General features: G+C 66.4%; 17 protein-coding genes. 5 read left to right on the top strand and 12 right to left on the bottom strand.

What is annotated here, in order from left to right; genetic code table 11:
* Positions 1–17 precede the first annotated feature (17 nt).
* The 4 genes from benC to catA all read right to left on the bottom strand — a co-directional run bounded on the left by benC (position 18) and on the right by catA (position 3,993).
* A complete protein-coding gene (gene benC, locus AC1Q7Q_RS35135; protein WP_492373385.1) occupies positions 18–1,037 on the bottom strand; it encodes a benzoate 1,2-dioxygenase electron transfer component BenC in 1,020 nt (339 codons plus the stop codon).
* 25 nt (positions 1,038–1,062) lie between these two features.
* Positions 1,063–1,572, bottom strand: a complete 510-nt coding sequence (benB, locus tag AC1Q7Q_RS35130; protein ID WP_492373384.1) for a benzoate 1,2-dioxygenase small subunit — start codon at positions 1,570–1,572, stop codon at positions 1,063–1,065.
* The gene (benA, locus tag AC1Q7Q_RS35125) at positions 1,569–2,957 is read right to left on the bottom strand and encodes a benzoate 1,2-dioxygenase large subunit (protein ID WP_492373383.1); all 1,389 of its coding nucleotides are present in this window, start codon (positions 2,955–2,957) and stop codon (positions 1,569–1,571) included. Before benA ends, benB begins: the two co-directional genes overlap by 4 nt.
* A 121-nt stretch (positions 2,958–3,078) precedes the next feature.
* A complete protein-coding gene (gene catA, locus AC1Q7Q_RS35120) occupies positions 3,079–3,993 on the bottom strand; it encodes a catechol 1,2-dioxygenase (RefSeq protein ID WP_492373382.1) in 915 nt (304 codons plus the stop codon).
* Between the two features lie 197 nt (positions 3,994–4,190).
* On the opposite strand from catA, the gene AC1Q7Q_RS35115 reads away from it, so the two are divergent.
* From AC1Q7Q_RS35115 to AC1Q7Q_RS35105, 3 genes are all read left to right on the top strand, one after another.
* On the top strand, positions 4,191–5,108 hold the full coding sequence (locus AC1Q7Q_RS35115) for a LysR family transcriptional regulator (RefSeq protein WP_492373381.1): 918 nt from the start codon (positions 4,191–4,193) through the stop codon (positions 5,106–5,108).
* Between the two features lie 174 nt (positions 5,109–5,282).
* Positions 5,283–7,868 carry a bifunctional aconitate hydratase 2/2-methylisocitrate dehydratase gene (gene acnB, locus AC1Q7Q_RS35110; RefSeq protein WP_150990488.1) on the top strand — a complete coding sequence of 862 codons (2,586 nt, stop codon included), beginning with the start codon at positions 5,283–5,285 and terminating at the stop codon, positions 7,866–7,868.
* Positions 7,869–8,825: 957 nt separating this feature from the next.
* Positions 8,826–9,299, top strand: a complete 474-nt coding sequence (locus tag AC1Q7Q_RS35105; RefSeq protein WP_174425241.1) for a thioesterase family protein — start codon at positions 8,826–8,828, stop codon at positions 9,297–9,299.
* 20 nt (positions 9,300–9,319) lie between these two features.
* On the opposite strand, the gene AC1Q7Q_RS35100 is transcribed toward AC1Q7Q_RS35105, so the two are convergent.
* Positions 9,320–10,441, bottom strand: a complete 1,122-nt coding sequence (locus AC1Q7Q_RS35100) for a tetratricopeptide repeat-containing glycosyltransferase (protein ID WP_492387270.1) — start codon at positions 10,439–10,441, stop codon at positions 9,320–9,322.
* A 223-nt stretch (positions 10,442–10,664) separates the two neighbouring features.
* Between AC1Q7Q_RS35100 and AC1Q7Q_RS35095 the strand changes: the two genes are divergently transcribed.
* Positions 10,665–11,816: a DUF1444 domain-containing protein gene (locus tag AC1Q7Q_RS35095; protein WP_492376678.1), complete on the top strand. Its 1,152-nt coding sequence runs from the start codon at positions 10,665–10,667 to the stop codon at positions 11,814–11,816.
* 119 nt (positions 11,817–11,935) lie between these two features.
* On the opposite strand, the gene alkB is transcribed toward AC1Q7Q_RS35095, so the two are convergent.
* From alkB to fliF, 7 genes are all read right to left on the bottom strand, one after another.
* Complete coding sequence (gene alkB / locus AC1Q7Q_RS35090) at positions 11,936–12,589, bottom strand: DNA oxidative demethylase AlkB (protein ID WP_253928368.1); 654 nt, start codon at positions 12,587–12,589, stop codon at positions 11,936–11,938.
* 134 nt (positions 12,590–12,723) lie between these two features.
* Entirely contained in the window at positions 12,724–14,217 is a 1,494-nt protein-coding gene (locus tag AC1Q7Q_RS35085) for a flagellar hook-length control protein FliK (protein WP_492376679.1), read from the bottom strand.
* 28 nt (positions 14,218–14,245) lie between these two features.
* Positions 14,246–14,701 (bottom strand): flagellar export protein FliJ, encoded by a 456-nt coding sequence (fliJ, locus tag AC1Q7Q_RS35080; protein ID WP_174425237.1) that lies wholly within the window; start codon positions 14,699–14,701, stop codon positions 14,246–14,248.
* Positions 14,694–16,193: a flagellar protein export ATPase FliI gene (gene fliI, locus AC1Q7Q_RS35075; RefSeq protein ID WP_492376680.1), complete on the bottom strand. Its 1,500-nt coding sequence runs from the start codon at positions 16,191–16,193 to the stop codon at positions 14,694–14,696. The genes fliJ and fliI overlap by 8 nt, the downstream gene beginning before the upstream one ends.
* A complete protein-coding gene (gene fliH / locus AC1Q7Q_RS35070; RefSeq protein ID WP_253928365.1) occupies positions 16,186–17,043 on the bottom strand; it encodes a flagellar assembly protein FliH in 858 nt (285 codons plus the stop codon). The genes fliI and fliH overlap by 8 nt, the downstream gene beginning before the upstream one ends.
* Positions 17,030–18,022 (bottom strand): flagellar motor switch protein FliG, encoded by a 993-nt coding sequence (fliG, locus tag AC1Q7Q_RS35065; RefSeq protein WP_492376681.1) that lies wholly within the window; start codon positions 18,020–18,022, stop codon positions 17,030–17,032. The genes fliH and fliG overlap by 14 nt, the downstream gene beginning before the upstream one ends.
* The gene (fliF, locus tag AC1Q7Q_RS35060) at positions 18,012–19,721 is read right to left on the bottom strand and encodes a flagellar basal-body MS-ring/collar protein FliF (RefSeq protein WP_492376682.1); all 1,710 of its coding nucleotides are present in this window, start codon (positions 19,719–19,721) and stop codon (positions 18,012–18,014) included. The genes fliG and fliF overlap by 11 nt, the downstream gene beginning before the upstream one ends.
* Before the next feature lie 511 nt (positions 19,722–20,232).
* Here fliF and fliE point away from each other — a divergent pair.
* Positions 20,233–20,553: a flagellar hook-basal body complex protein FliE gene (fliE, locus tag AC1Q7Q_RS35055; protein ID WP_043353483.1), complete on the top strand. Its 321-nt coding sequence runs from the start codon at positions 20,233–20,235 to the stop codon at positions 20,551–20,553.
* The last annotated feature ends 159 nt before the right edge of the window (positions 20,554–20,712 follow it).

The raw sequence follows: 20,712 nt of genomic DNA, 5'->3' as shown, positions 1-20,712 counted from the left end.
GATCCGTGGAAGGTGGGTCAGGCAGCGTTGCTGGCCGAGAATTTTTCGTAGTGGAAGCTGGCCGGCGTCACCCCGGCGTCCTGCAGCCAGGCGCGCACCGCATCCACCATGGCAACGGGGCCGCACAGGTAGATGTCGACATCGCCGCCGTTGAGCCAGTCCTGCTCCACGTGCTGCGTGACATAGCCCTTGCGGGTTTCGCCGCTGACCGGATCGAGCACGCAGGTGCGGTACTCGAAGCCGGCGAGCTTGTCCTTTGCGCCGTCGAGTTGTGCCAATGCCACCAGGTCGATCTCATGCGTCACGCCGTACACCAGGCGGATGGGGTGCGGGCTGCCGTTCGCGGCCAGCACGTCCAGCATGGACAGGAAGGGCGCGATGCCGGTGCCGCCCGCCAGGAACAGTACCGGGCGGGTCACTTCGCGCAGGTAGAAGCTGCCATAGGGGCCGGCGAAGGAAATGGGCTGGCCGGGCAGTGCCTCCTTGCTCAGGAACTCGCTCATGCGGCCGTTGGGCACGTTGCGCACCACGAACGAGGTGCGGGCGGCGCCGGGGGCGGAGGAAAACGAGTACGAGCGGGTCAGGCCGGTACCCGGAATTTCCACGTTCACATATTGCCCCGCCAGGAAGGTCGGGGCGGCGGTCGCGCCAAGCTCGATCGAGAACCCGATGGTGGAGTCCGACAGCTTGTCCACCGCCGCCAGCTTGCCCTGGTAGCGGGTCACGCCGGTCTTGCAGGCGGCCGACGAGGCCGGCACCTTGATCACGCAATCGGAGCGCGGGCGGGTCTGGCAGGCCAGCACGTAGCCCTTGGCGGCCTCCTCGGGCGTCAGCGCGTCCTCGATATAGCTCGACGCCGGCAGGTCGTACTCGCCGGATTCGCACAAGCCGCGGCAGGTGCCGCAGGCGCCGTCGCGGCAGTCCAGCGGGATATTGATCTGCTGGCGGTAGGCGGCGTCGGACAGGGTTTCGTTGGCGGCGCAGGTGATGAAGCGGGTAACGCCGTCTTCAAACTGCAGAGCGATGTTGTATTCCATGGCGTGGTTCCTCCGGCGCGTCCGCTCAGATGTGATAGATGTCGATGACCTGGTGGATGTAGTCGTTCTTCAGCACGACGTACTTGTCCAGGATCTGCGCTTGCTCGCCGGCGAAGTCGATGACGTAGCGCGACATGCCGAAGTAGCTGTAGTTGGTCTTGTAGCGGTGGCTCAGCGTGTGCCAGTTGAAGCGCACCGTGCAGGCGCTGCCTTCCTGGCGCTCCAGTTCGACGTTGCTGATGTTGTGGCTGGTGCGCGTGTCCGGCATGGTGGCGCTCGAGCGCTCGGTCTTGATGCGGAACACGCGGTCTTCCAGGCCTTGGCGGTTCGGGTAGTAGATCAGCGAGATCTCGCGCTGCGGATCGGTCACCAGGGTGTCGTCGTCGTCCCAGGACGGCATCCAGAAAGCGGCATCCGGGTGATAGCAGGCCAGCCATTCATCCCATTGTTCGTCGTCAAGCAAGCGGCTTTCCCGGTAGAGGAAGGCCTGGATTTCGGCAAGGCCGATGGGTGCGGTCGTTGGGGTCGTGCTCATGCTTCGCTCCCGGCGCTGCTGATCTTGCTGGCTTCGGCTCCCGTGGCCTTCTTCATCACGTCCAGCCAGTAGCGGTGCTGCACCGTGTACAGGCCTTCGTCCTCGGTCTTGACGCCGCTCATCAACGGCTTGAGGCCAATCTTGCGGGCGGCCTCGTCGGCGCCTTCCACCCAGTGCGTGGCGCCGCGGCACATGTCGTTCCATGCCACCGCGCTGCCGGCATAGCCTTGCTGGCAGGCGCGGAATTCTTCCAGGTCGTCGGGCGTGGCCATGCCGCTGACGTTGAAGAAATCCTCGTACTGGCGGATGCGGCGTGCGCGCGCGTCGTCGGCTTCGCCCTTGGGCGCGATGCAGTAGATGGTGACTTCGGTCTTGCCAACCGACAGCGGGCGCAGCACGCGGATCTGCGAGCCGAACTGGTCCATCAGGTAGACGTTGGGGTACAGGCACAGGTTGCGCGAGTTCTGGATCATCCAGTCCGCCGTCTCGGCACCGCAGCGCTCGGCGAATTCCTCGCGCCGGTTGAAGTTCGGCCGGTCCTCCGGGTTGGCCCAGCGCGACCACAACAGCATGTGGCCGTGATCAAACGCGTAGAAGCCGCCGCCTTGCCGGCCCCAGTTGCCAGCGTCCATCGCGCGGATCTTGTCCTCGCGGGCGTTTTCCTGCTTGCGGTGGTTGGTGGTGGCGGCGTAGTTCCAGTGCACGGCGGAGACGTGGTAGCCGTCGGCGCCGTTCTCGGTTTGCAGCTTCCAGTTGCCTTCGAAGGTATAGGTGGACGCGCCGCGCAGCACTTCGAGCCCGTCGGCGGACTGGTCCACGATCATGTCGATGATCTTGGCGGCCTCGCCCAGGAAGTCCTTGAGCGGCGCCACATCCGGGTTCAGGCTGCCGAACAGGAAGCCGCGATAGTTCTCGAAGCGCGCCACCTTCTTCAGGTCGTGCGAGGCTTCCTTGTTGAAGCAATCGGGGTAGCCGGCGCCCTCCGGATCCTTGACCTTGAGCAGCTTGCCGCTGTTATTGAAGGTCCAGCCATGGAACGGGCAGGTGTAGGTCGCCTTGTTGCCGCGCTTGTGGCGGCACAGCATGGCGCCGCGATGGGTGCAGGCGTTGATCAGCGCGTTGAGTTCGCCCTGGCGGTTGCGTGCGATCACGATCGGCTGGCGGCCCATGTAGGTGGTGTAGTAATCGTTGTTGCCGGGGATCTGGCTTTCGTGCGCCAGGTAGATCCAGTTGCCCTCGAAGATGTGCTTCATCTCGAGTTCGAACAGGGCCTCGTCGGTGAAGGCGCTGCGATGCAGGCGGTGGTCGCCGGTCTCGCGGTTTTCCACCAGGTAGTCGTCCAGGCGCGCGAGGGCCGGGCTGTGGTCCGGGTAAATGGGGATCATGCGGTGTCTCCTGCATCCGTGGCGGATGCGCCGGGCCGTGAGGGATCCTCAGGTCGGCCCTGATGTTGCTGCGTCGTTGCTGATGCGGTGCGGGCGCCTGAGATGCCTCGGGCGCCGGGGCTTACGCGGCGGCGCGCGTGCGCTCCACTTCCGGTGCCGGCGCTGCCGCGCAATCTGCGTACAGGCGGAAATCGAAATCGATGGCGGCAAACGGCTTGTCCAGGCCGTGCTCGGCCAGTGCCCGCGGGGACTCGACGTGCCTGAGCGCTGGCACCAGGCCCTCGCGGCTGGCAAAGGCAAAGTCGTCCCACAGGTATTCGTCGCCGTCGATGTTGATCTGGGTGGTCAGCTTGCGATGGCCGGGCGCGGACACGAAGAAGTGGATGTGCGCGGGACGCCGGCCATGGCGGCCCAGCAGGTCCAGCAGGCGCTGCGTGGTGCCTTGCGGCGGGCAGCCATAGCCCATCGGCACGATGCTGCGGAACTGGTAGCGGCCCTCGCTATCGGTCGTGATGGTGCGGCGCAGGTTGAAGTCGGACTGCGTCTTGTCGAAGAACGAGTAGTTGCCGAGCAAGTTGGCATGCCAGACCTCCACCGCGGCGCCGGGCAGCGGCTTGCCGTTGGTGTCGAACACAGTGCCCTGCATGAACAGGACTTCGCCCTGGCCGTCTTCGCTGCCGTCGTCCAGCCGCGCGAAGCCTTCGCTCGCGGGCGCGCCGGCCACGTACAGCGGGCCTTCGATGGTGCGCGGCGTGCCGCCGGCGAGACCGGCCTTTGCCTCGGCTTCATCCGCGCGGATGTCCAGGAAGCGCTCCAGGCCCAGGCCGGCGGCCAGCAGGCCAAGTTCCGGCCCGGCCTCGGCGAAGTACTCGATGCCCTTCCAGACTTCGCTGGCGCTCAGGTCCAGGTCTTCGATCGCCTTGAAGAGGTCGGTGGTCAGGCGGACCACTACGCTTTGCACGCGCGCATCGGCCTTGCCGTTGGCGGTGTCGAGGATGAACGCTTTCACCAGCGCTTCGATTTCCGGATGCGTCATTTGTCTGCTCCTTGTCTCGGGTTTTCTATGTGGGGGTCCGTCTTTGCAGTGGCATTCCGCCAGGGCCGCGTGATTCGAACTAAAATGCCATAAAGGTATAAAAAGTCGTTGTCACAGCCTGATGCGAAGGATAGGAGTGCAGAAATTGGCGGTCCAACACTGTTTTAGTATTGGCTGAATACTCAAAAGGTATAGTCGTGGACTTGCGTCACTTACGTTACTTTGTCGCCGTCGCGGAGGAGCTCAACTTCACCCGGGCGGCCGAACGGCTGCATATCGCCCAGCCGCCGCTGAGCCGGCAGATCCAGCAACTGGAAGAGGGCCTGGGGGTGCAGCTCTTCGAGCGCAACGCGCGCCCGCTCAAGCTGACCGAGGCCGGGCGCTTTTTCTACGCGCACGCCCAGCAGTTGCTGGCGCAAGCCGCGGAACTGGAGTCGATGACACGGCGGGTGGGGCAGATCGAGCGGAAGATGTCGCTCGGCTTTGTCGGCTCGACCCTGTACGGCATGCTGCCCAAGATCATCCGGCGCTTTCGCGCCGAGCACCCGCAGATCGAGCTGAGCCTGGTTGAGATGACCACCATGGACCAGATCGCGGCGCTCAAGCAGGGCACCATCGACGTGGGGTTTGGCCGCATCCGGCACGAGGACCCGAACGTGCGCCGGGTCGTGCTGCGCGAGGAGCGGATGATCGTGGCGCTGCCGGTCGGGCACCCGCTCTCGCTGGCCAAGCCCGTGCTGGCCCTGCATGACCTGCTGGGCGAGAACCTGATCATCTTTCCCAAGGCGCCCCGCCCAAGTTACGCCGACCAGGTGCTGGCAGCGTTTCACGACCGGGCCTTGCAGCCCGGGCGTATCCATGAAGCGCGCGAGCTGCAGATCGCGCTGGGGCTGGTGGCGGCCGGGGAGGGTATCTCGATCGTCCCGAGCAGCGTGCACGGCCTCAAGCGGGACGACATCAGCTACCGGGAGCTGGACGATCCCAACCTGGTCTCGCCCATCATCATGAGCATGCGCAGGCTCGACGAGACCGAGGAGATCAGCGCCATGCTGGACATGATCTACCGGCTGTATGAGGAGGAGAAGCTGGTTTTCCTGCCGCCGAGCCAGGAATGATGGCGGGTGGCCTGATGGTGCCGGGGGAACTCTTGCATGCGGCCTGGCCTTGATTTTATTGGGTTTTCTGTTTCTAACTCTTATATAAGATATAAGACGTTTGACCCAAGGGTGCACTTTATTTTACAATCGCGGCACAACCGGTTTTTGCAACCCTATCACCCGCAGGTTCCCATGCTTGAAAACTATCGCGCCCATGTAGCCGAACGCGCCGCGCTCGGCATCCCCCCTCTGCCGCTGACCGCCAAGCAGACTGCGGAGTTGATCGAATTGCTGAAGTCCCCGCCGGCTGGCGAGGAACAAGTCCTGGTCGACCTGATCACGCATCGCGTGCCGGCGGGCGTGGACGACGCCGCCAAGGTCAAGGCCTCGTACCTGGCCGCCGTGGCGCTGGGCAAGGAAGCCTGCACGCTGATCTCGCGTGCCAAGGCTGCCGAGCTGCTGGGCACCATGCTGGGCGGCTACAACATCGCCCCGCTGATCGAACTGCTGGACGACGCCGAGATTGGTCCCGTTGCGGCTGAAGCGCTCAAGAAGACGCTGCTGATGTTCGACGCCTTCCACGACGTCAAGGAAAAGGCCGACAAGGGCAACGCCATCGCCAAGTCCGTGCTGCAAAGCTGGGCTGACGCCGAGTGGTTCACCAGCCGCCCGGAAGTGCCGCAAAGCCTGACCGTGACCGTGTTCAAGGTCACCGGCGAAACCAACACCGACGACCTCTCGCCGGCGCCGGACGCCACCACCCGCCCCGACATCCCGCTGCACGCGCTGGCCATGCTGAAGAACGCGCGCCCGGGCATTACCCCGGAAGAAGACGGCAAGCGCGGCCCGGTCAAGTTCATCGAATCGCTGAAGGAAAAGGGCAACCTGGTCGCCTACGTGGGCGATGTGGTCGGTACCGGTTCCTCGCGCAAGTCCGCCACCAACTCGGTGCTGTGGTTCACCGGCGAAGACATCCCCTTCGTGCCGAACAAGCGTTTCGGCGGCGTGTGCCTGGGCAGCAAGATTGCCCCGATCTTCTACAACACCATGGAAGACGCCGGCGCACTGCCGATCGAGCTGGACGTGTCGCAGATGGAAATGGGCGACGTGGTCGAGCTGCGTCCCTATGATGGCAAGGCCCTGAAGAACGGCCAGGTCATCGCCGAGTTCACCGTCAAGTCCGATGTGCTGTTCGACGAAGTGCGCGCCGGCGGCCGTATTCCCCTGATCGTTGGCCGTGGCCTGACCGCCAAGGCCCGCGAGGCGCTCGGCCTGGCCCCGTCCACGCTGTTCCGCCTGCCGCACAACCCGGCCGACACTGGCCGCGGTTTCACGCTGGCCCAGAAGATGGTTGGCCGCGCCTGCGGCCTGCCGGAAGGCAAGGGCATCCGCCCGGGCACCTACTGCGAACCGAAGATGACCTCGGTGGGCTCGCAAGACACCACCGGCCCGATGACCCGCGACGAGCTGAAGGACCTGGCTTGCCTGGGCTTCTCGGCCGACCTGGTGATGCAGTCGTTCTGCCACACCGCCGCTTATCCGAAGCCGGTCGACGTCAAGACCCATCACACGCTGCCGCAGTTCATCAGCACCCGTGGCGGCATCTCGCTGCGCCCGGGCGATGGCGTGATCCACTCGTGGCTGAACCGCATGCTGCTGCCCGACACCGTTGGCACCGGCGGCGACTCGCACACCCGCTTCCCGATCGGCATCAGTTTCCCGGCGGGTTCGGGCCTGGTGGCGTTCGCGGCTGCCACCGGCGTGATGCCGCTGGACATGCCGGAATCCGTGCTGGTGCGCTTCAAGGGCAAGATGCAGCCCGGCGTCACCCTGCGTGACCTGGTCAACGCCATTCCGCTGTACGCCATCAAGTCGGGTCTGCTGACCGTGGCCAAGCAAGGCAAGAAGAACATCTTCTCGGGCCGCGTCCTGGAAATCGAAGGCCTGCCCGACCTGAAGGTCGAGCAAGCGTTCGAGCTGTCCGACGCTTCCGCCGAGCGTTCGGCCGCCGGTTGCTCGGTGCGTCTGAACAAGGAACCGATCATCGAATACATCAACAGCAACATCACGCTGCTGAAGTGGATGATCGCCGAAGGCTACCAAGACCCGCGCAGCCTGTCGCGCCGTATCCAGGCCATGGAAGCCTGGCTGGCCGACCCCAAGCTGCTGGAGCCGGATGCGGACGCCGAGTACGCCGCCGTGATCGAGATCGACCTGGCCGACGTGCATGAGCCCATCGTGGCCTGCCCGAACGACCCGGACGACGTCAAGACCCTGTCGGAAGTGGCTGGCGCCAAGATCGACGAAGTCTTCATCGGTTCGTGCATGACCAACATCGGCCACTTCCGCGCAGCCTCCAAGCTGCTCGAAGGCAAGCGCGACATCCCCGTCAAGCTGTGGGTTGCCCCGCCGACCAAGATGGACGCCAAGCAACTGACCGAAGAAGGCCACTACGGCGTGTTCGGCACGGCCGGCGCCCGCACCGAAATGCCGGGCTGCTCGCTGTGCATGGGTAACCAGGCACAAGTGCGCGAAGGCGCCACGGTGATGTCGACCAGCACCCGTAACTTCCCGAACCGTCTGGGCAAGAACACCAACGTGTACCTGGGTTCGGCCGAGCTGGCCGCGATCTGCTCGCGTCTGGGTCGTATTCCGACCAAGGAAGAGTACATGTCGGACATGGGCGTGCTGGCCACCAACGGTGATCAGATCTACAAGTACCTGAACTTCGACAAGATTGAAGACTTCAAGGGCGTGGCGGATACGGTGACGGTTTAAGCTGTCCTGGTTTTCCAGCCGTACGTTTGAAAGGCCCCTTGCGGGGCTTTTCTTTTATGGTTTGCTGGCGGTATTGGCATCTTGGACTCGCGGGCCGTACGACATTGGTCTTTGGGGTTGGTCGCTGTTTCTTTTTGCGGCGTTGGCCTTTGCACCCAAGAGCCATACGACATCCCCCTGCGGGGGCTGCCGGTCACTCTTCTTTGCGTCGGCAAAGAAGACTAACGAGAAGAAAGCCGACCCTGCCGGGGGCAGAGCAATCGGGCTTGTGGGCGTCGGTGGTTGCGTCGTACGGCCCGGAGTGTTGGCTGGCCTTTGCCATACCGGCTTGTAGGGCATCTAAAATGCATGACCCAATGGTCACGTGGTGGTGCCCCTGATCGCTTTGCTCTGTGAGCATTCGACCATCTGCCGTTACCGGCACGGACCATCACGACACATCGCCCATCAGTGGTTTCGTGGTGGGGCGGGCGCGGTGGTGAAGGCCTCGGGCATATCAACCCGGTGCCACCGCGCCCACGACGGAACCGATGCGCCTGCAACTTCGTGGCCGGCCGCTCCGCGAGCGACAGACGGCGTGAAGCAAGTGATGTCTACTACCGGGGGCCTCACCACGAATCCCGGAGGCTGGCAGGGTCGTGGTCAGTCAATCCGGTACCGGCAGATGCACACCGGCACCCCGGGCCGTACGACGAAACCACCGATATTCGCGAGTCTGATTGTTCTGCTCCCGGCAGGGTCGGCTTTCTTCTCGTTAGTCTTCTTTGCCGACGCAAAGAAGAGTGACCGGCAGCCCCCGCAGGGGGATGTCGTATGGCTTTTGGGTGCAAGCGCCATCGCCGCTCAAAGAAACAGCGACCAACCCCAAAGACCGACGTCGTACGGCCCGCAGGTCCAAAAACCAACGCCGCAAAAAGAAACAGCAACAATCACTCACTTAGTTTTCCCCTTCGCATCATGGCCCGCCTAAATCTCGAATTCCCCGAAGACCAATTCTGCTACTCCACCCACCTGACGGTGCGCGTGACCGATATCAACTCCGCCAACCACCTCGGCAACGACTCGATGATCTCGATGATTTCCGAGGCGCGGGCGCGCTTTCTGTTCGACCTGCGCACGGCAGACGAGCCGGATGCACAGACCGACCAGGTGGGCATCATCGTGACCGACCTGGCCACCACGTACCGCACCGAGGCCCATGCCCGCGACCAGTTGCTGTTCGAGGTGGGGGTGATGGACTTCAACCGCTATGGCGGCGATATCACCTTCCGCATCACGCGCCCGGCAGACCAGGCGCTGGTGGCCATGGCCAAGTCCGGCTTTGTCTTTTTCAGCTACGAGCGCAAGCAGGTCGTGCCGATGCCGGAGGCGTTCGCGCGCAAGTTCCCCAAGGTCAACTGGGTGGACCGTGGGGCGGCCAAGGCAGGCTAAGGCAGGCCCGGGATGAAAAGCTACAGCCCGTAGTAAGGCCGGTTCGACTGGATGCGCGTGCTTTCGGTGGGCGGGAAACGCTCCTCGGTCAGCAGCTTTTGCAAGGCGGCCTTGCCTTGCGCCAGCGCGCCGATGTAGTACGCGCTGACCGTGAGTTCGTCGAGCGCGCGCCAGGCATAGACCGACGCATCGACAAACAGGGTATCGGCCGGGCAGGGCATGGCCGCGGCCTGCTGGGCGTAGAGGTGCGCCTGCGCGAACTCGCCGCGCAGCCGGTGGTAGCGGGCCAGTTCGCACAGCGGCTCGGCACGCGCGGGGCGCGCCTGGTAGGCAGCGAGGTAGGCATCGCGTACGGCACCGGGGGCGTAGGCTGGGTTTGCCGCATGCGCGGCGTCGGCGCCAAGGCGCTCGGTCAGCACCGCGATCTGGAACAGCGCGAACCAGCGCTCCTCCTCCCAGCCGCCCATGGCCACGCGCACCTGGTATTGCTTCAGGCTGGCTTCCAGCTTGCCGGCGTCGCGGTAGCTCTGCGCCAGGTAGAAGCAGTAGCGCGCGTTGGCCGGATCCTTGCACAGGGCGCGCTCCAGCACTTCGATGTCACGCAGGTAGGTCTGCGGATCCCGGGCGCGGGCGCCATCGCGCGAGACCACGATGGCGGGGCCGGGCAGGTGCTGCCAGGCGTGCGCCGGATCCTGCGTCAGGTATTCGTGCAGCACGCCTTCCCAGCGCCAGGGCTGGCCCGCCTTGACCAGGGCGTTGCGCTGGTATTGCCAGCCGCCCAGCTCGCACTGGAAGCGGTAGCCGTCGTCGGCCAGCCGGGGCCAGCGGAATCCTTCGGGCATGCGCAGGGTTTCATCGGCATCGATGAACAGCACGTAGTCTTCGGCACCGGCCGCGCCCTCCATGCCGGCGCGCGCCAGCGCCAGGGCCTCGTTGCGGTTGTGCGCGAAATCGATCCAGGGCCGTTCATGGAGCGCGCCGGGCAGGTCCCCCATGATCTTGCGCACCAGCGCCTGGGTGCCGTCGGTGGACCCGGTGTCGACGATCGCCCAGCGGTCGATCCATGGCTTGACGGACGCGAGGCAGCGGGCGATCACCGGGGCCTCGTTCTTCACGATCATGTTCAGGCAGATGCGCGTCAATTCGGGTTTCCTGTGATCCTGGGGGGGGTGGGGCCACGGGCGGGATGGTCGGCCCGGCGCCGCGGCGAGCCCAAGAATAGCGGAAAACATGGCAGCGCAACACCGCGCGGCAGGGCGCATGGCGGAGCACGGCGAGGATGCCGAAACGCCGGGACATGGGGTAAGGTGTAAGCACTGTCATCCAGGCCAACCTCCCAGTCAACATCCGGGCCACGCCATCGCCATGGGTTTCTTCGATTCGTTTTTCCTGCGCAAGCCGCCGCCGGATCGTTTCGCGGCGTTGTTCATTGCCGCTGCCCGGCGCCAGGGCTTTGAGGGGCGCCTCGATGTCAACGCGGACGAGTTCCGGCTGGAGCACGGGCGCAACGCTTTCTTCAACCTCCATAACGCCTACCGGGCGTACTGCGAGGCGCCTGGCGCGCAGCGCGACAAGGTGCTGCATGGCTTCGTGGCCACCTTGTGTTCCAGCGGGCAAGCCACGCCGGCCTTGCTGTCCGAGGCCCGGCCCATGCTGCGCCCGCTGATCCGAAGCCGCTCGCTGATCGACGAGATCCGGCTGCACCACTTGCGCACGGAAGGCGATCCTTCGACCTTTGATGTCGCCTACCTGCCCTTCGGCGAGGATTGCGTGATCCTGCTGGCGGTGGACTATCCGGAAACCACGTCGACGCTGCTCAATGGCCCCTCCGCCTCCTGGCAGGTGACACTTGGCCAGGCGCTGCAGATGGCGGGCGATAACCTGCGCGACCACACCGGCGAAGCCTTCGTCCCGGTCGCGCAAGGCGTCTACCAGGGCGCCTGGAGCGACGGCTACGAGGCCAGCCGCGCGCTGCTGCCGGATGTGCTGGAGCGGGTACCGGTACGCGGTCGTCCGGTGTTCATGATGCCAACCCGCGAGGTGCTGCTGGTGACGGGCGACCAGGATGATGCCGGGCAGCTGCGCATGGTCGAGCTCAGCCTGCAGGCATCCCGCCAGGGCCGCGCGATCTCGCCGGCCATGTTCCGCTACCAGCCCGGGGGCGTGGCGCACGCTGTGCCCACGGGGACCGAGGTGTTGCATTTCGTCCCGTCCGGCGAGGAGGCTGCACGGCACCTTGCCCATCTGGCGCGGCTGTACCGCAAGGAAGAATACGACACGCAAAAGGCCGCCCTGGACCGCCTGAACGAGCGCGACGGCGCCGGTGTTTTCCTGGCCAATTACCTGCTTTATGGGCGGCAGGACGATCCGCTCACTTCGTTCTCGATTACCACCTGGACGTGCGGCGTGGAGACTTCGCTGCCGCGCGCGGATCGGTACGGCCCGACGCGGCTGATGGCATGGGGCAGACGCGCGTGGTGGGCTGGCAGCAGGCGCTGGCCATGCTGGGTGACCTGATGGAGCCGGAGGCGCAGTATCCCGCCAGGTATCGCGTCAAGGCGTTTCCCGACGATAGCCGGCTGGCGTTGCTCGATGAGATCGGCTGACGCTCGCCCGCCAATGCGCCCGGCACGCCGTTAGCGCGTCTTGCGGAAAGTCAGGTTGATCCGCTCGCGGCCCACCAGCGCGTGATCGCCGTCGGCCAGCGGCGCAATGCCGTGGAACGCCAGCCTGGCCGGGCCACCCCATACCACCACATCGCCATGCGCCAGCCGCACACGCAGCGGGCGCTCGGCGCGGGCAAGGCCGCCGAACAGGAACACGGCCGGCAGGCCAAGCGACACCGAGACGATGGGCGCGCGCAGGTCGAGCTCATCGCGGTCCTGGTGCAGGGAGAGCCGGGTGCCCGGCGCATAGCGGTTGAGCAGGCACGCGTCCGGCCGGAAATCGGCAAAGCCGGCCGTGGCGGCCGCATCGCGCGCCAGCGCCAGGAAGGCATCCGGCATGCCGGGCCAGGGCTGGCCGCTGAGGGGATCGGCCGCTTCGTAGCGGTAGCCGGTGACATCCGAAACCCAGCCAAACTGGCCGCAGTTGGTCATGGCCACCGACATGCGCAGGCCGCCCGGCGTGATGAGGTGCCGCCACGGCGCTTGCGTGGCAATGGCGCGCACGTTATCCAGCAGGGTTAATTCATGCTCCCGTGCGAAGCCGCGCAGCACCACTGCGCCGGGCACGATGGGCTCGGCGCGGGGGGCGTCCTGGGGGAGGGAATCGAACAGGTCGAAGGTCATGGCGTCCTGGCGGGCGGGGCGCGCCAGCCTTGGTGGCTGCGGCCCTGCTCTAAAACGACATGGTAAGCGCGAATGCGCTGGGCTGCGTGGCATGCCCGGGCGTGTGCGCCCGAGCCTCCATCCCGCCCGGGCGGTCAGGCGAAGGTGTCGACTTCGCCGCGTGCGAGGGTGCGCGCCACCGGGGCCACGGGGCCGGCATTGACCGGGGCTGCCGGGATACCGGCCAACGTGCCAAAGCCGTTCTGCGCGTTGCCCGGCTGGCGTTGCTGCTGTTGGCCGTTGCCGGCCTGGCCGGCAAAGCCGTCGGCGCCCACCGAAGTCTGGCCCAGCTGGATCCCGTTGTCGGCCAGCGCGGTGCGCAGTTGCGGCAGCGCGGCTTCGACCGCGGCGCGCACGGCGGCATGCGGCGAGACGAACTGGGCCTGGGCCTGGTCGTTGACGACGTTGAGCACGACCTTGAGCGGGCCGAGGTCGGGCGGATTGAGCTGCAGCTCGGCGGTGTGGTTGCCTTGGGTCGACAGGCGCACCATCTGCTGGCCCAGCGCTTGCGGCCACTGGCCGTCACCCACGGGCGGCGCGATCGGCAGCGAGGTGGTCGGCGACAGGCCGCCGGAAGTCGGCGCCTGGCTCGCGGCCAGGCTGCCGGCCGCCATCAGCGGCGTGACGGCGGCGGGCGTGGCTTCGGTGCTGGCCGGCTCGGCGGCGCGCATGGCTGCCGCCAGTTGCATCGGGTTGGCCGGCGCGGCGGCGGTGGCTGCCGCAGGCGCGTTGTTCTTGCCGGCATCGCCAAGCTGCAGCGGGGCCTTGTACGGCTGGCCGAGCGAGGCGTCCTGCTGCCCGGAGGAGGCCTGGCCATTGCCGCCTTGCTGGCCGGCCATGGCGGCCTTGAGGCTCGCGGCCAGGTCCGGGGCGGTCTTGGTGGCGTCGGTGCCGGGTGTTGCGGCGGGCTTGTCCGCGGTTGCCGCCTGGGTGCTGGCCGCGGTTTGCGGCACGGCCTGCAGCGCGGCGCGCTGGGACGCGATGGTGGCCAGCGTATCGGCGGCGGCCGAGGTCGCCGGTGCGGCCGCATTGGGCGTAGCGGCGGCGGCGCTGGCGAGCGCCGGGTCCTTCATGTCCTTCAAGCCGGCTTGTGCGCCCAGGGCAGCAGTGCCGGGCAGTCCAGCCGAGCCCGGCAGCGCGCCGTTGGCTGCCAGCGCGGCAGGCTGTGCTGGCTGGGCCGGTTGCGGTGCGAGCAGGGCGGCCAGCGCGGCGGCGGCGGACTGTGCGGCGGGATCCGCGGCCTGGTTCTCGGACGTCTCGTCGTCCTTGTCCTGGCGGCGTGACGGCTTGGTGGCTACCGTGCTGGACTGCGTGCCTTGATTGGCGGCGTTGGCGTTCTGGCCGCCGGCGTCGTTACGTGTGGACGCGTTGTTGGTGTTGTTGCTGCTGGCGTTGCTTGCGCTGCCATTGCCGGCGTTGCTGCTATTGGTGCTATTGGTGCTGGTGCGGTCGTCGTTGCGGGCGCGCGCCAGCGCATCGCCGAACCCTTGCTGCTGCGCGTCGGCACTGCTGGTGTTGCTGGTACTGCGCGAAGAGGCGGCTGTGGCGGCCGCGGCGGCATTGCTGACAATCTGGCTGATGTCGATCATGTGTTCGGGCTCGGTTTGTCTGGGCGGCTTAGCGGTGGCGGCCTGCAACTTGCAGGCGGGCGGCGCGGGCTGCATATTCGTCGGTGTCGCGTTGCTCGCGGCGCGTGCTGGCAATCTGCTCGCGCGTATCCGCGCGGGTAATGAGCGTGTCGAAGGAACTCTGGCGGCGCTTTTGCTGCTGCCAGTTGGCGCGGCCAGCGAGCAACTGGGCTTCGGCCCGGGCCAGCGCTTCGGTCTGCTGGCGGATGGCGGTATCGAGCGAGGCCAGGAACTGTGCAAAGTCCTGCCAGCGGGTGGAAGTCATGCCGTCCTGCGCGATGGCTTGCATGCGCTCGCGGTATTCCTGACGGTACTGCGTGAGCGCGGCCAGTTGCTGCTCCGCCTGGTTGCGCAGGCCTTGCAGCCGGCCCAGCTCGCGCGCGGCTGCATCCGTATCGTTCTGGGCCAGGTCGGCCAAGGTATTCAATGCAGATGGCTTAGCCATGTTCACTCCGTTGGAAGAGACTATGCAACTGGCCGATCGAGGCGTCGTAGCCGGCGCGCTCATGGATGTCTTGCTGCAGGAAGGCCTCCATCTGTGGATGCAGGTGGATGGCCAGATCCAGCTCCGGATCGTTACCCGGCACGTACGCGCCCACGCTGATCAGGTCACGGTTGCGCTGGTAGCGCGACATCAATTGCTTGAAGCGCCGCACTGAGGCGAACTGCGGCGGCTCGATCAGCGCCGTCATGGCCCGGCTGATCGAAGCTTCCACGTCGATGGCGGGGTAGTGGCCGGATTCCGCCAGGCTGCGCGAGAGCACGATGTGGCCGTCCAGGATGGCGCGCGCGGAATCTGCGATCGGGTCCTGCTGGTCGTCGCCTTCGGTCAGCACGGTGTAGAAGGCCGTGATCGAGCCGCCGCCTTCGGCGCCGTTGCCGGTACGCTCCACCAGTGTGGGGAGCTTGGCGAACACCGAGGGCGGATAGCCCTTGGTGGCGGGCGGCTCGCCGATGGCCAGGGCGATCTCGCGCTGGGCCATGGCGTAACGCGTGAGCGAGTCCATGATCAGCAGCACGTGGCGGCCCTGGTCGCGGAAGTACTCGGCCAGGCGCGTGGCATAGGAGGCGCCCTGCATGCGCAGCAGCGGCGAGGTGTCGGCAGGTGCCGCCACCACCACGGAGCGCGCGCGCCCTTCGGGGCCCAGGATGTTCTCGATGAAGTCCTTCACTTCGCGGCCGCGCTCGCCGATCAGGCCGACCACGATCACTTCCGCGCTGGTGTAGCGCGCCATCATGCCCAGCAACACGCTCTTGCCCACGCCGGAGCCGGCGAACAGTCCCATGCGCTGGCCGCGGCCCACGGTGAGCATGCCGTTGATGGCACGCACGCCCACGTCGAGCACGGTCTCGATAGGCGCGCGCGACAGCGGGTTGATCTGCGTGCCGCCGAGCGTGACTTCCGTGGCAGCGGTGATGGGGCCCAGGCCGTCCAGCGGACGCCCGGCAGCATCGAGCACGCGCCCGAGCAGGCCTTCACCCACCGGCAGGCGCTTGGAGCCCGGCTCACGCGGGGTGGTGTCGCCGCTGGGCAGCGGCGTGGGCTCGAGCGGATAGACGCGCGCGCCGGGCACCAGGCCTACCACGTCGGATTGCGGCATCAGGTAGAGCCGGTCGGCGCCGAAGCCAACGACTTCTGCCTCGGCCAGGCGCGGGCCGGTGTTCTTGCCGTGCAACTGGCCACCCGGCAGCTCGATCAGGCAATCGCTGCCGACCGGCAGGCGCAGGCCCACGGCTTCCAGCACCAGGCCGGCGGCGCGGGTCAGGCGGCCGCAGCTGCGCTTGCTGTCGATCTCGGCAATGCCGGCCGAGGCCGCGGTGAGCGCATCGCGCCAGCGCTGGCCATGCAGGCCGGCGGTGAAATCCGTATTCACCGAAGTATTGGCCGAAGTATTGGCCGAAGTATTGGCCGAAGTGTTGGCCGAGGTATCAGGCATGCGGCGGCTCCCACGGGTCGTCACGGCCGAGCGCCTTGACTACGCGGCTCCAGCGCGTGGACAGCGTGGCATCGAGCTCGCCGCTGGCGGCACTCGCCACGCAGCCGCCGCGCGCGATGGCCGGGTCGGCGCGCACGCTCCAGCCGGCGGCCTGAAGCTCGCCCGTCAGGTGGGTTTCCACCAGCGTGACATCTTCGGGATTGAGCAGCAGGCAGGGCGAGCCGGACAGCGCCGGCTCGGCCGCGAGCAGTTCGCGCACCGCTGGAAGCAGCACGGCGGGATCGGCCTGCACGGCCTGCTGCACGAGCTGGCGCGCCACATCCAGCGCCAGTGAAATCAGGGTCTGGGCCACTTCTTCGTCAACGCGGCCAAGCGCGTGGCTGAAGGTGGCGGCCAGTTGCTGCAGGTGGGCGGCTTCGGTGCGTGCGCCTTCCAGGCCGCGCGCATAGCCTTCGCGGTGGCCGTCGCCGTAGCCCTGGGTCTGGCCCTGGGTATAGCCCTGGGCGTAGCCTTCCTTGCGCGCGCCTTCACGCATGGCGTCGAGCGCGGCAAAGTCGATGGGGGGCGGTGCGGGCTCCAGCGGCATGAACTCTGCCGGAGCGGGCGCGGCCTTGCGCGGATCCAGCGAGACCATCTGCCAGCGCTGCCAGCCGTTTTTCTGCGGGGCGCGGCCCGCCGGCGCGGCAAAGCTCTCGAAGCCAGCCTGGCGTGGCGCGCCGCGGTTGCCCGCTGCGCGGCCATCGCCGGCATCGCTGGCATGATCGCCGCGAAGCTCGCTGCGACCATCGACAAAATCGCTGTCCGAGGCAAGGCCCCGGAACTGGCGCAGGGCACGTTCAGACGTAGGCATCGTCGCCACCACCGATTACAACTTCGCCGGCTTCGGCCAGGCGTCGTACCACCTGGAGGATGTTCTTCTGCTCGGCCTCGACTTGCGAGACCCGCACCGGGCCCAGCGCTTCGAGGTCTTCGCGCAGCATTTCGCCAGCGCGGGTCGACATGTTGCGGATGAACTTGTCGCGCAACTCCACCGGCGCGCCCTTGAGCGCGACGATGAGCGATTCGGTGGCCACTTCCTTGAGCACGCGCTGGATGCCGCGATCGTCGACTTCCATCAGGTTCTCGAACAGGAACATCTCGTCGATGATCTTCTGCGCGAGGTCGCCGTCGTGCAGGCGCACGCCTTCGATCACCGCTTCTTCGTGGGCCGTGCTCATCAGGTTGATGATCTCGGCCGCCGTACGCACACCGCCCATGCGGCTGCGCTTGAGGCTCTGGCCCGCCAGCAGCTTGGTCAGCACGTCGGTCAGTTCCTGCAGGGCGCCAGGCTGCACGCCGCCGAAGGTGGCGATCCGCAGGATCACGTCCTGGCGCAGGCGCTCGGTGAACATGGCGATGATCTCGGACGACTTCTGCCGGTCCAGGTGGATCAGGATGGTGGCAATGATCTGCGGGTGTTCGTCGCGGATCAGTTCTGCCACCGAAGTGGAATCCATCCAGTTCAGCGAGTCGATGCCGGCGCCCGGGTCGCGGGACTCGAGGATGTCCTCGATCACCGATACCGCGCGCTCCTCGCCCAGCGCCTTGTTCAGCACGCTGCGGATAAAGGCGCTCGAGTCCACATTCAGCGCGAGATACTGCTCGGTCTCCTGGCGGAACTCGGCCAGTACGGCGGACATCTGCTCGCGCGTCACCGAGTTGAGCGTGGCCATGGCCGAGCCCAGGCTCTGCACCTCGCGGGGGCCAAGGTGCTTGAATACTTCAGCTGCGGCGTCTTCACCGAGCGACATCATCAGGATGGCGCTCTTCTGCAATCCTTCATCGGTCATCGCTAGCCATCCAGTTTTTGATCACACTAGCAACCAGGCGCGGGTCGCGCTGCGCGGCGTCACGCACCAGGGCGAGATCGCTTTCATATTTAGCGGCAAGCCGCAGGACTTCCGGATTTGCCGGCTCTTCAGGCGGCAACAAAATGGCTTCGTTGTCGGCCGACTTTTCCTGTGGCGGCGGCAGGGGCGGCGCGGTGTACTTGCGCAGCACCGGACGCGCTACCTTGAACCACACGAACAGCGCCAGCAGTGCCAGCAGCAGGTAGCCGGCGGCGGTCTTGGCCAGGGCGATCATTTCCGGCTGCTTCCACAGCGGCAGTTCCGGCTTGATGTCGTTGTCCACGGTGAACGGGCTGTTGACCACATTGAGCGAGTCGCCCCGGTCGGCCGAGAAGCCCATGGCTTCCTTGGTCAGGTTCTCGATCTGGGCGAGCTGCGCGGCGGGCAGGGCTTCAGACACCATCTTGCCGTTGGCGCCCGCCTTTTGACGGTAGTTGACCACCACGGCCACCGACAGGCGCTTCACGCCGCCTGGTGCCTGCTGCACATGGCGCACGGTACGGTCGAGCTCGTAGTTGGTGGTGGAGTCGTGGCGGTTGCTGCTCGGGCCGGTCTGGGCCGTGGCGGTGGCGCCGCCCTGGGCCTGGCCCGCGGCCTGGCCTTGCTGGCCGGGCTGCTGCCCCGGCTGGTTCGGCTGGCCCGGGCGCGGCGGCTGGGCCGTGGCGATCGGGGCCGTGGCCGGTGCCGGCGGCTGGTTGGACAGCGCGCCAGGCACGCCGCCGACCGGCGCCGCGCCTTGCTGGCTCGACTCGCTCGATTGCTGGCTGCGAATGGCGGCGCGGGTCGGGTCCTGGTTCGGCTTGTAGGATTCGTCCGTGTGCTCGACGATGGAGAAGTCCACGTCGGCGGTCACCTGCGCTTTCACGTTGTCCTGGCCGAGGATCGGGGCCAGGATGGCCTCCACGCGCTGCGCGTAGTTGCGCTCCAGCGCCTGCACGTACTTGATCTGGCCGGCGTCGAGCATACGCTCGTTGGTGCCGCTGCCGGACAGCAGGTTGCCGTGCTGGTCGACGATGGAGATGGCCTTGGGCGTGAGCTCCGGCACGCTGGACGAAACCAGGTGGCCGATCGCGGCGACCTGGCCGTCATCGATGGCGCGGCCCGGGTAGAGTTGCAGCACGATCGAGGCGGTCGGCTTCTGGCGTTCGCGCACGAACAGCGTCGGCTTGGGAATGGCCAGGTGCACGCGCGCCGACTGCACCGCCGCAATCGATTCGATCGAGCGGGCCAGCTCGCCTTCGAGGCCGCGCTGGTAGTTGACCTGTTCGGCAAACTGGCTGATGCCGAATTTCTGCGTGTCCATCAGTTCCATGCCCGTGGTGCCGCTCTTGGGCAAGCCCTGCGAAGCCAGGCGCAGCCGCGTTTCGTGGACTTTTTCGGAGGGCACCATTACCGCACCGCCGCCTTCGGCGAACTTGTACGGCACGTTCATCTGCTGCAGGGAGGCGATGACGGCACCGCCGTCGCGCTCGGACAGATTGCTGTAGAGCACCTTGTAGTCCGGCGCACGCGACCAAAGCACACCCACCGCGATGGCTGCGGCGAGGGCCGCGCCGCCCAGCATCAGGGGCAGGCGCGGATTGGTCTTGAGTCGCTCGAACAGCTCGGACTTGTTCGACAGGGCTGCCACGGCGTTCATGCGCGCGCCCCCGTCACGGCCGGGCCGGCATGGGTCAGGATCGGCTGGGCCGGATGGCGGGCGCCGCTCTGGCTGCCCTGTCCACCCCGGCTGGCCTGGCTAACCCTGGCTTCGGCATGGCTAAGATCACGCTGCTGACAAAACACGCGTACTCCCCGCGATAGTTGATGAGATTCGGGTCCGGACCGGGCGCGCAAAGGTAAGCGGCATCCCAGATTCGGCACGGTATCGATGATCATCCAAGGCGGGTGCAGACAATCCGGCGAATAGGCCTCGTTTTCCACCCGAATTCCCGCAATGGCCCAGGTGACGCCGCGAGTACGCTTCGGGGGCTGGCACAGGCGGCGCGCGCGGATGCGGTATTTGTGGCATAGGCGGCGCATTGCGCCAGGTTTGCCGGCAGCGGCCCGGGCGGGTGCCCGGCGCAACCCTCAATGACTCATTTTCGAACCGGTTTCCCCCGGGGCGGGCTTCGGCTGGCCAGGGCGGGGCGGGTTCCAAGCGGATCGCCATGACTACCATCTCTTCCATCGACGGCATGTTGCAGCAACTGCGCGGGCTGGCCCAGAGCGCCACCGGGCAGGAAAGCCAGGCTTCCGCCGTTTCTTCCGGCGGTTTTGCCGGCGAGCTCCAGCGTTCGCTGGCGCGCATCAGCAACGTGCAGGAGAAGGCTTATGGGCAGGCCGAGGCTTTTGAGCTTGGCAAGCCGGGTGTATCGCTCAACGATGTGATGATCGATATGCAGAAGGCTAATGTTTCGTTTCAGACCGGGGTACAGGTTCGGAATCGGTTGACGGCGGCTTATCAGGAAATGATGAATATGACGGTTTGAGGGGAGTGGGTTTTGCTTGTGGCTGCTTTGGGGCAAGGGCAGCTGCAACTGCTTACCGTCAAAGGCAACTGCAGTTTCACCGCCCCTGCGGGGCGGCGACCTACTTTCTTGTCTTGCCAAGAAAGTAGGCAAAGAAGGCGCGCCGGATGGGGCGACTAC

The organism is Cupriavidus sp. GW823-FHT07A04, assembly GCF_058794615.1.
The sequence above is the reverse complement of the archived record's forward strand: the minus strand, read 5'-3'. Positions and strand labels throughout refer to the sequence as shown.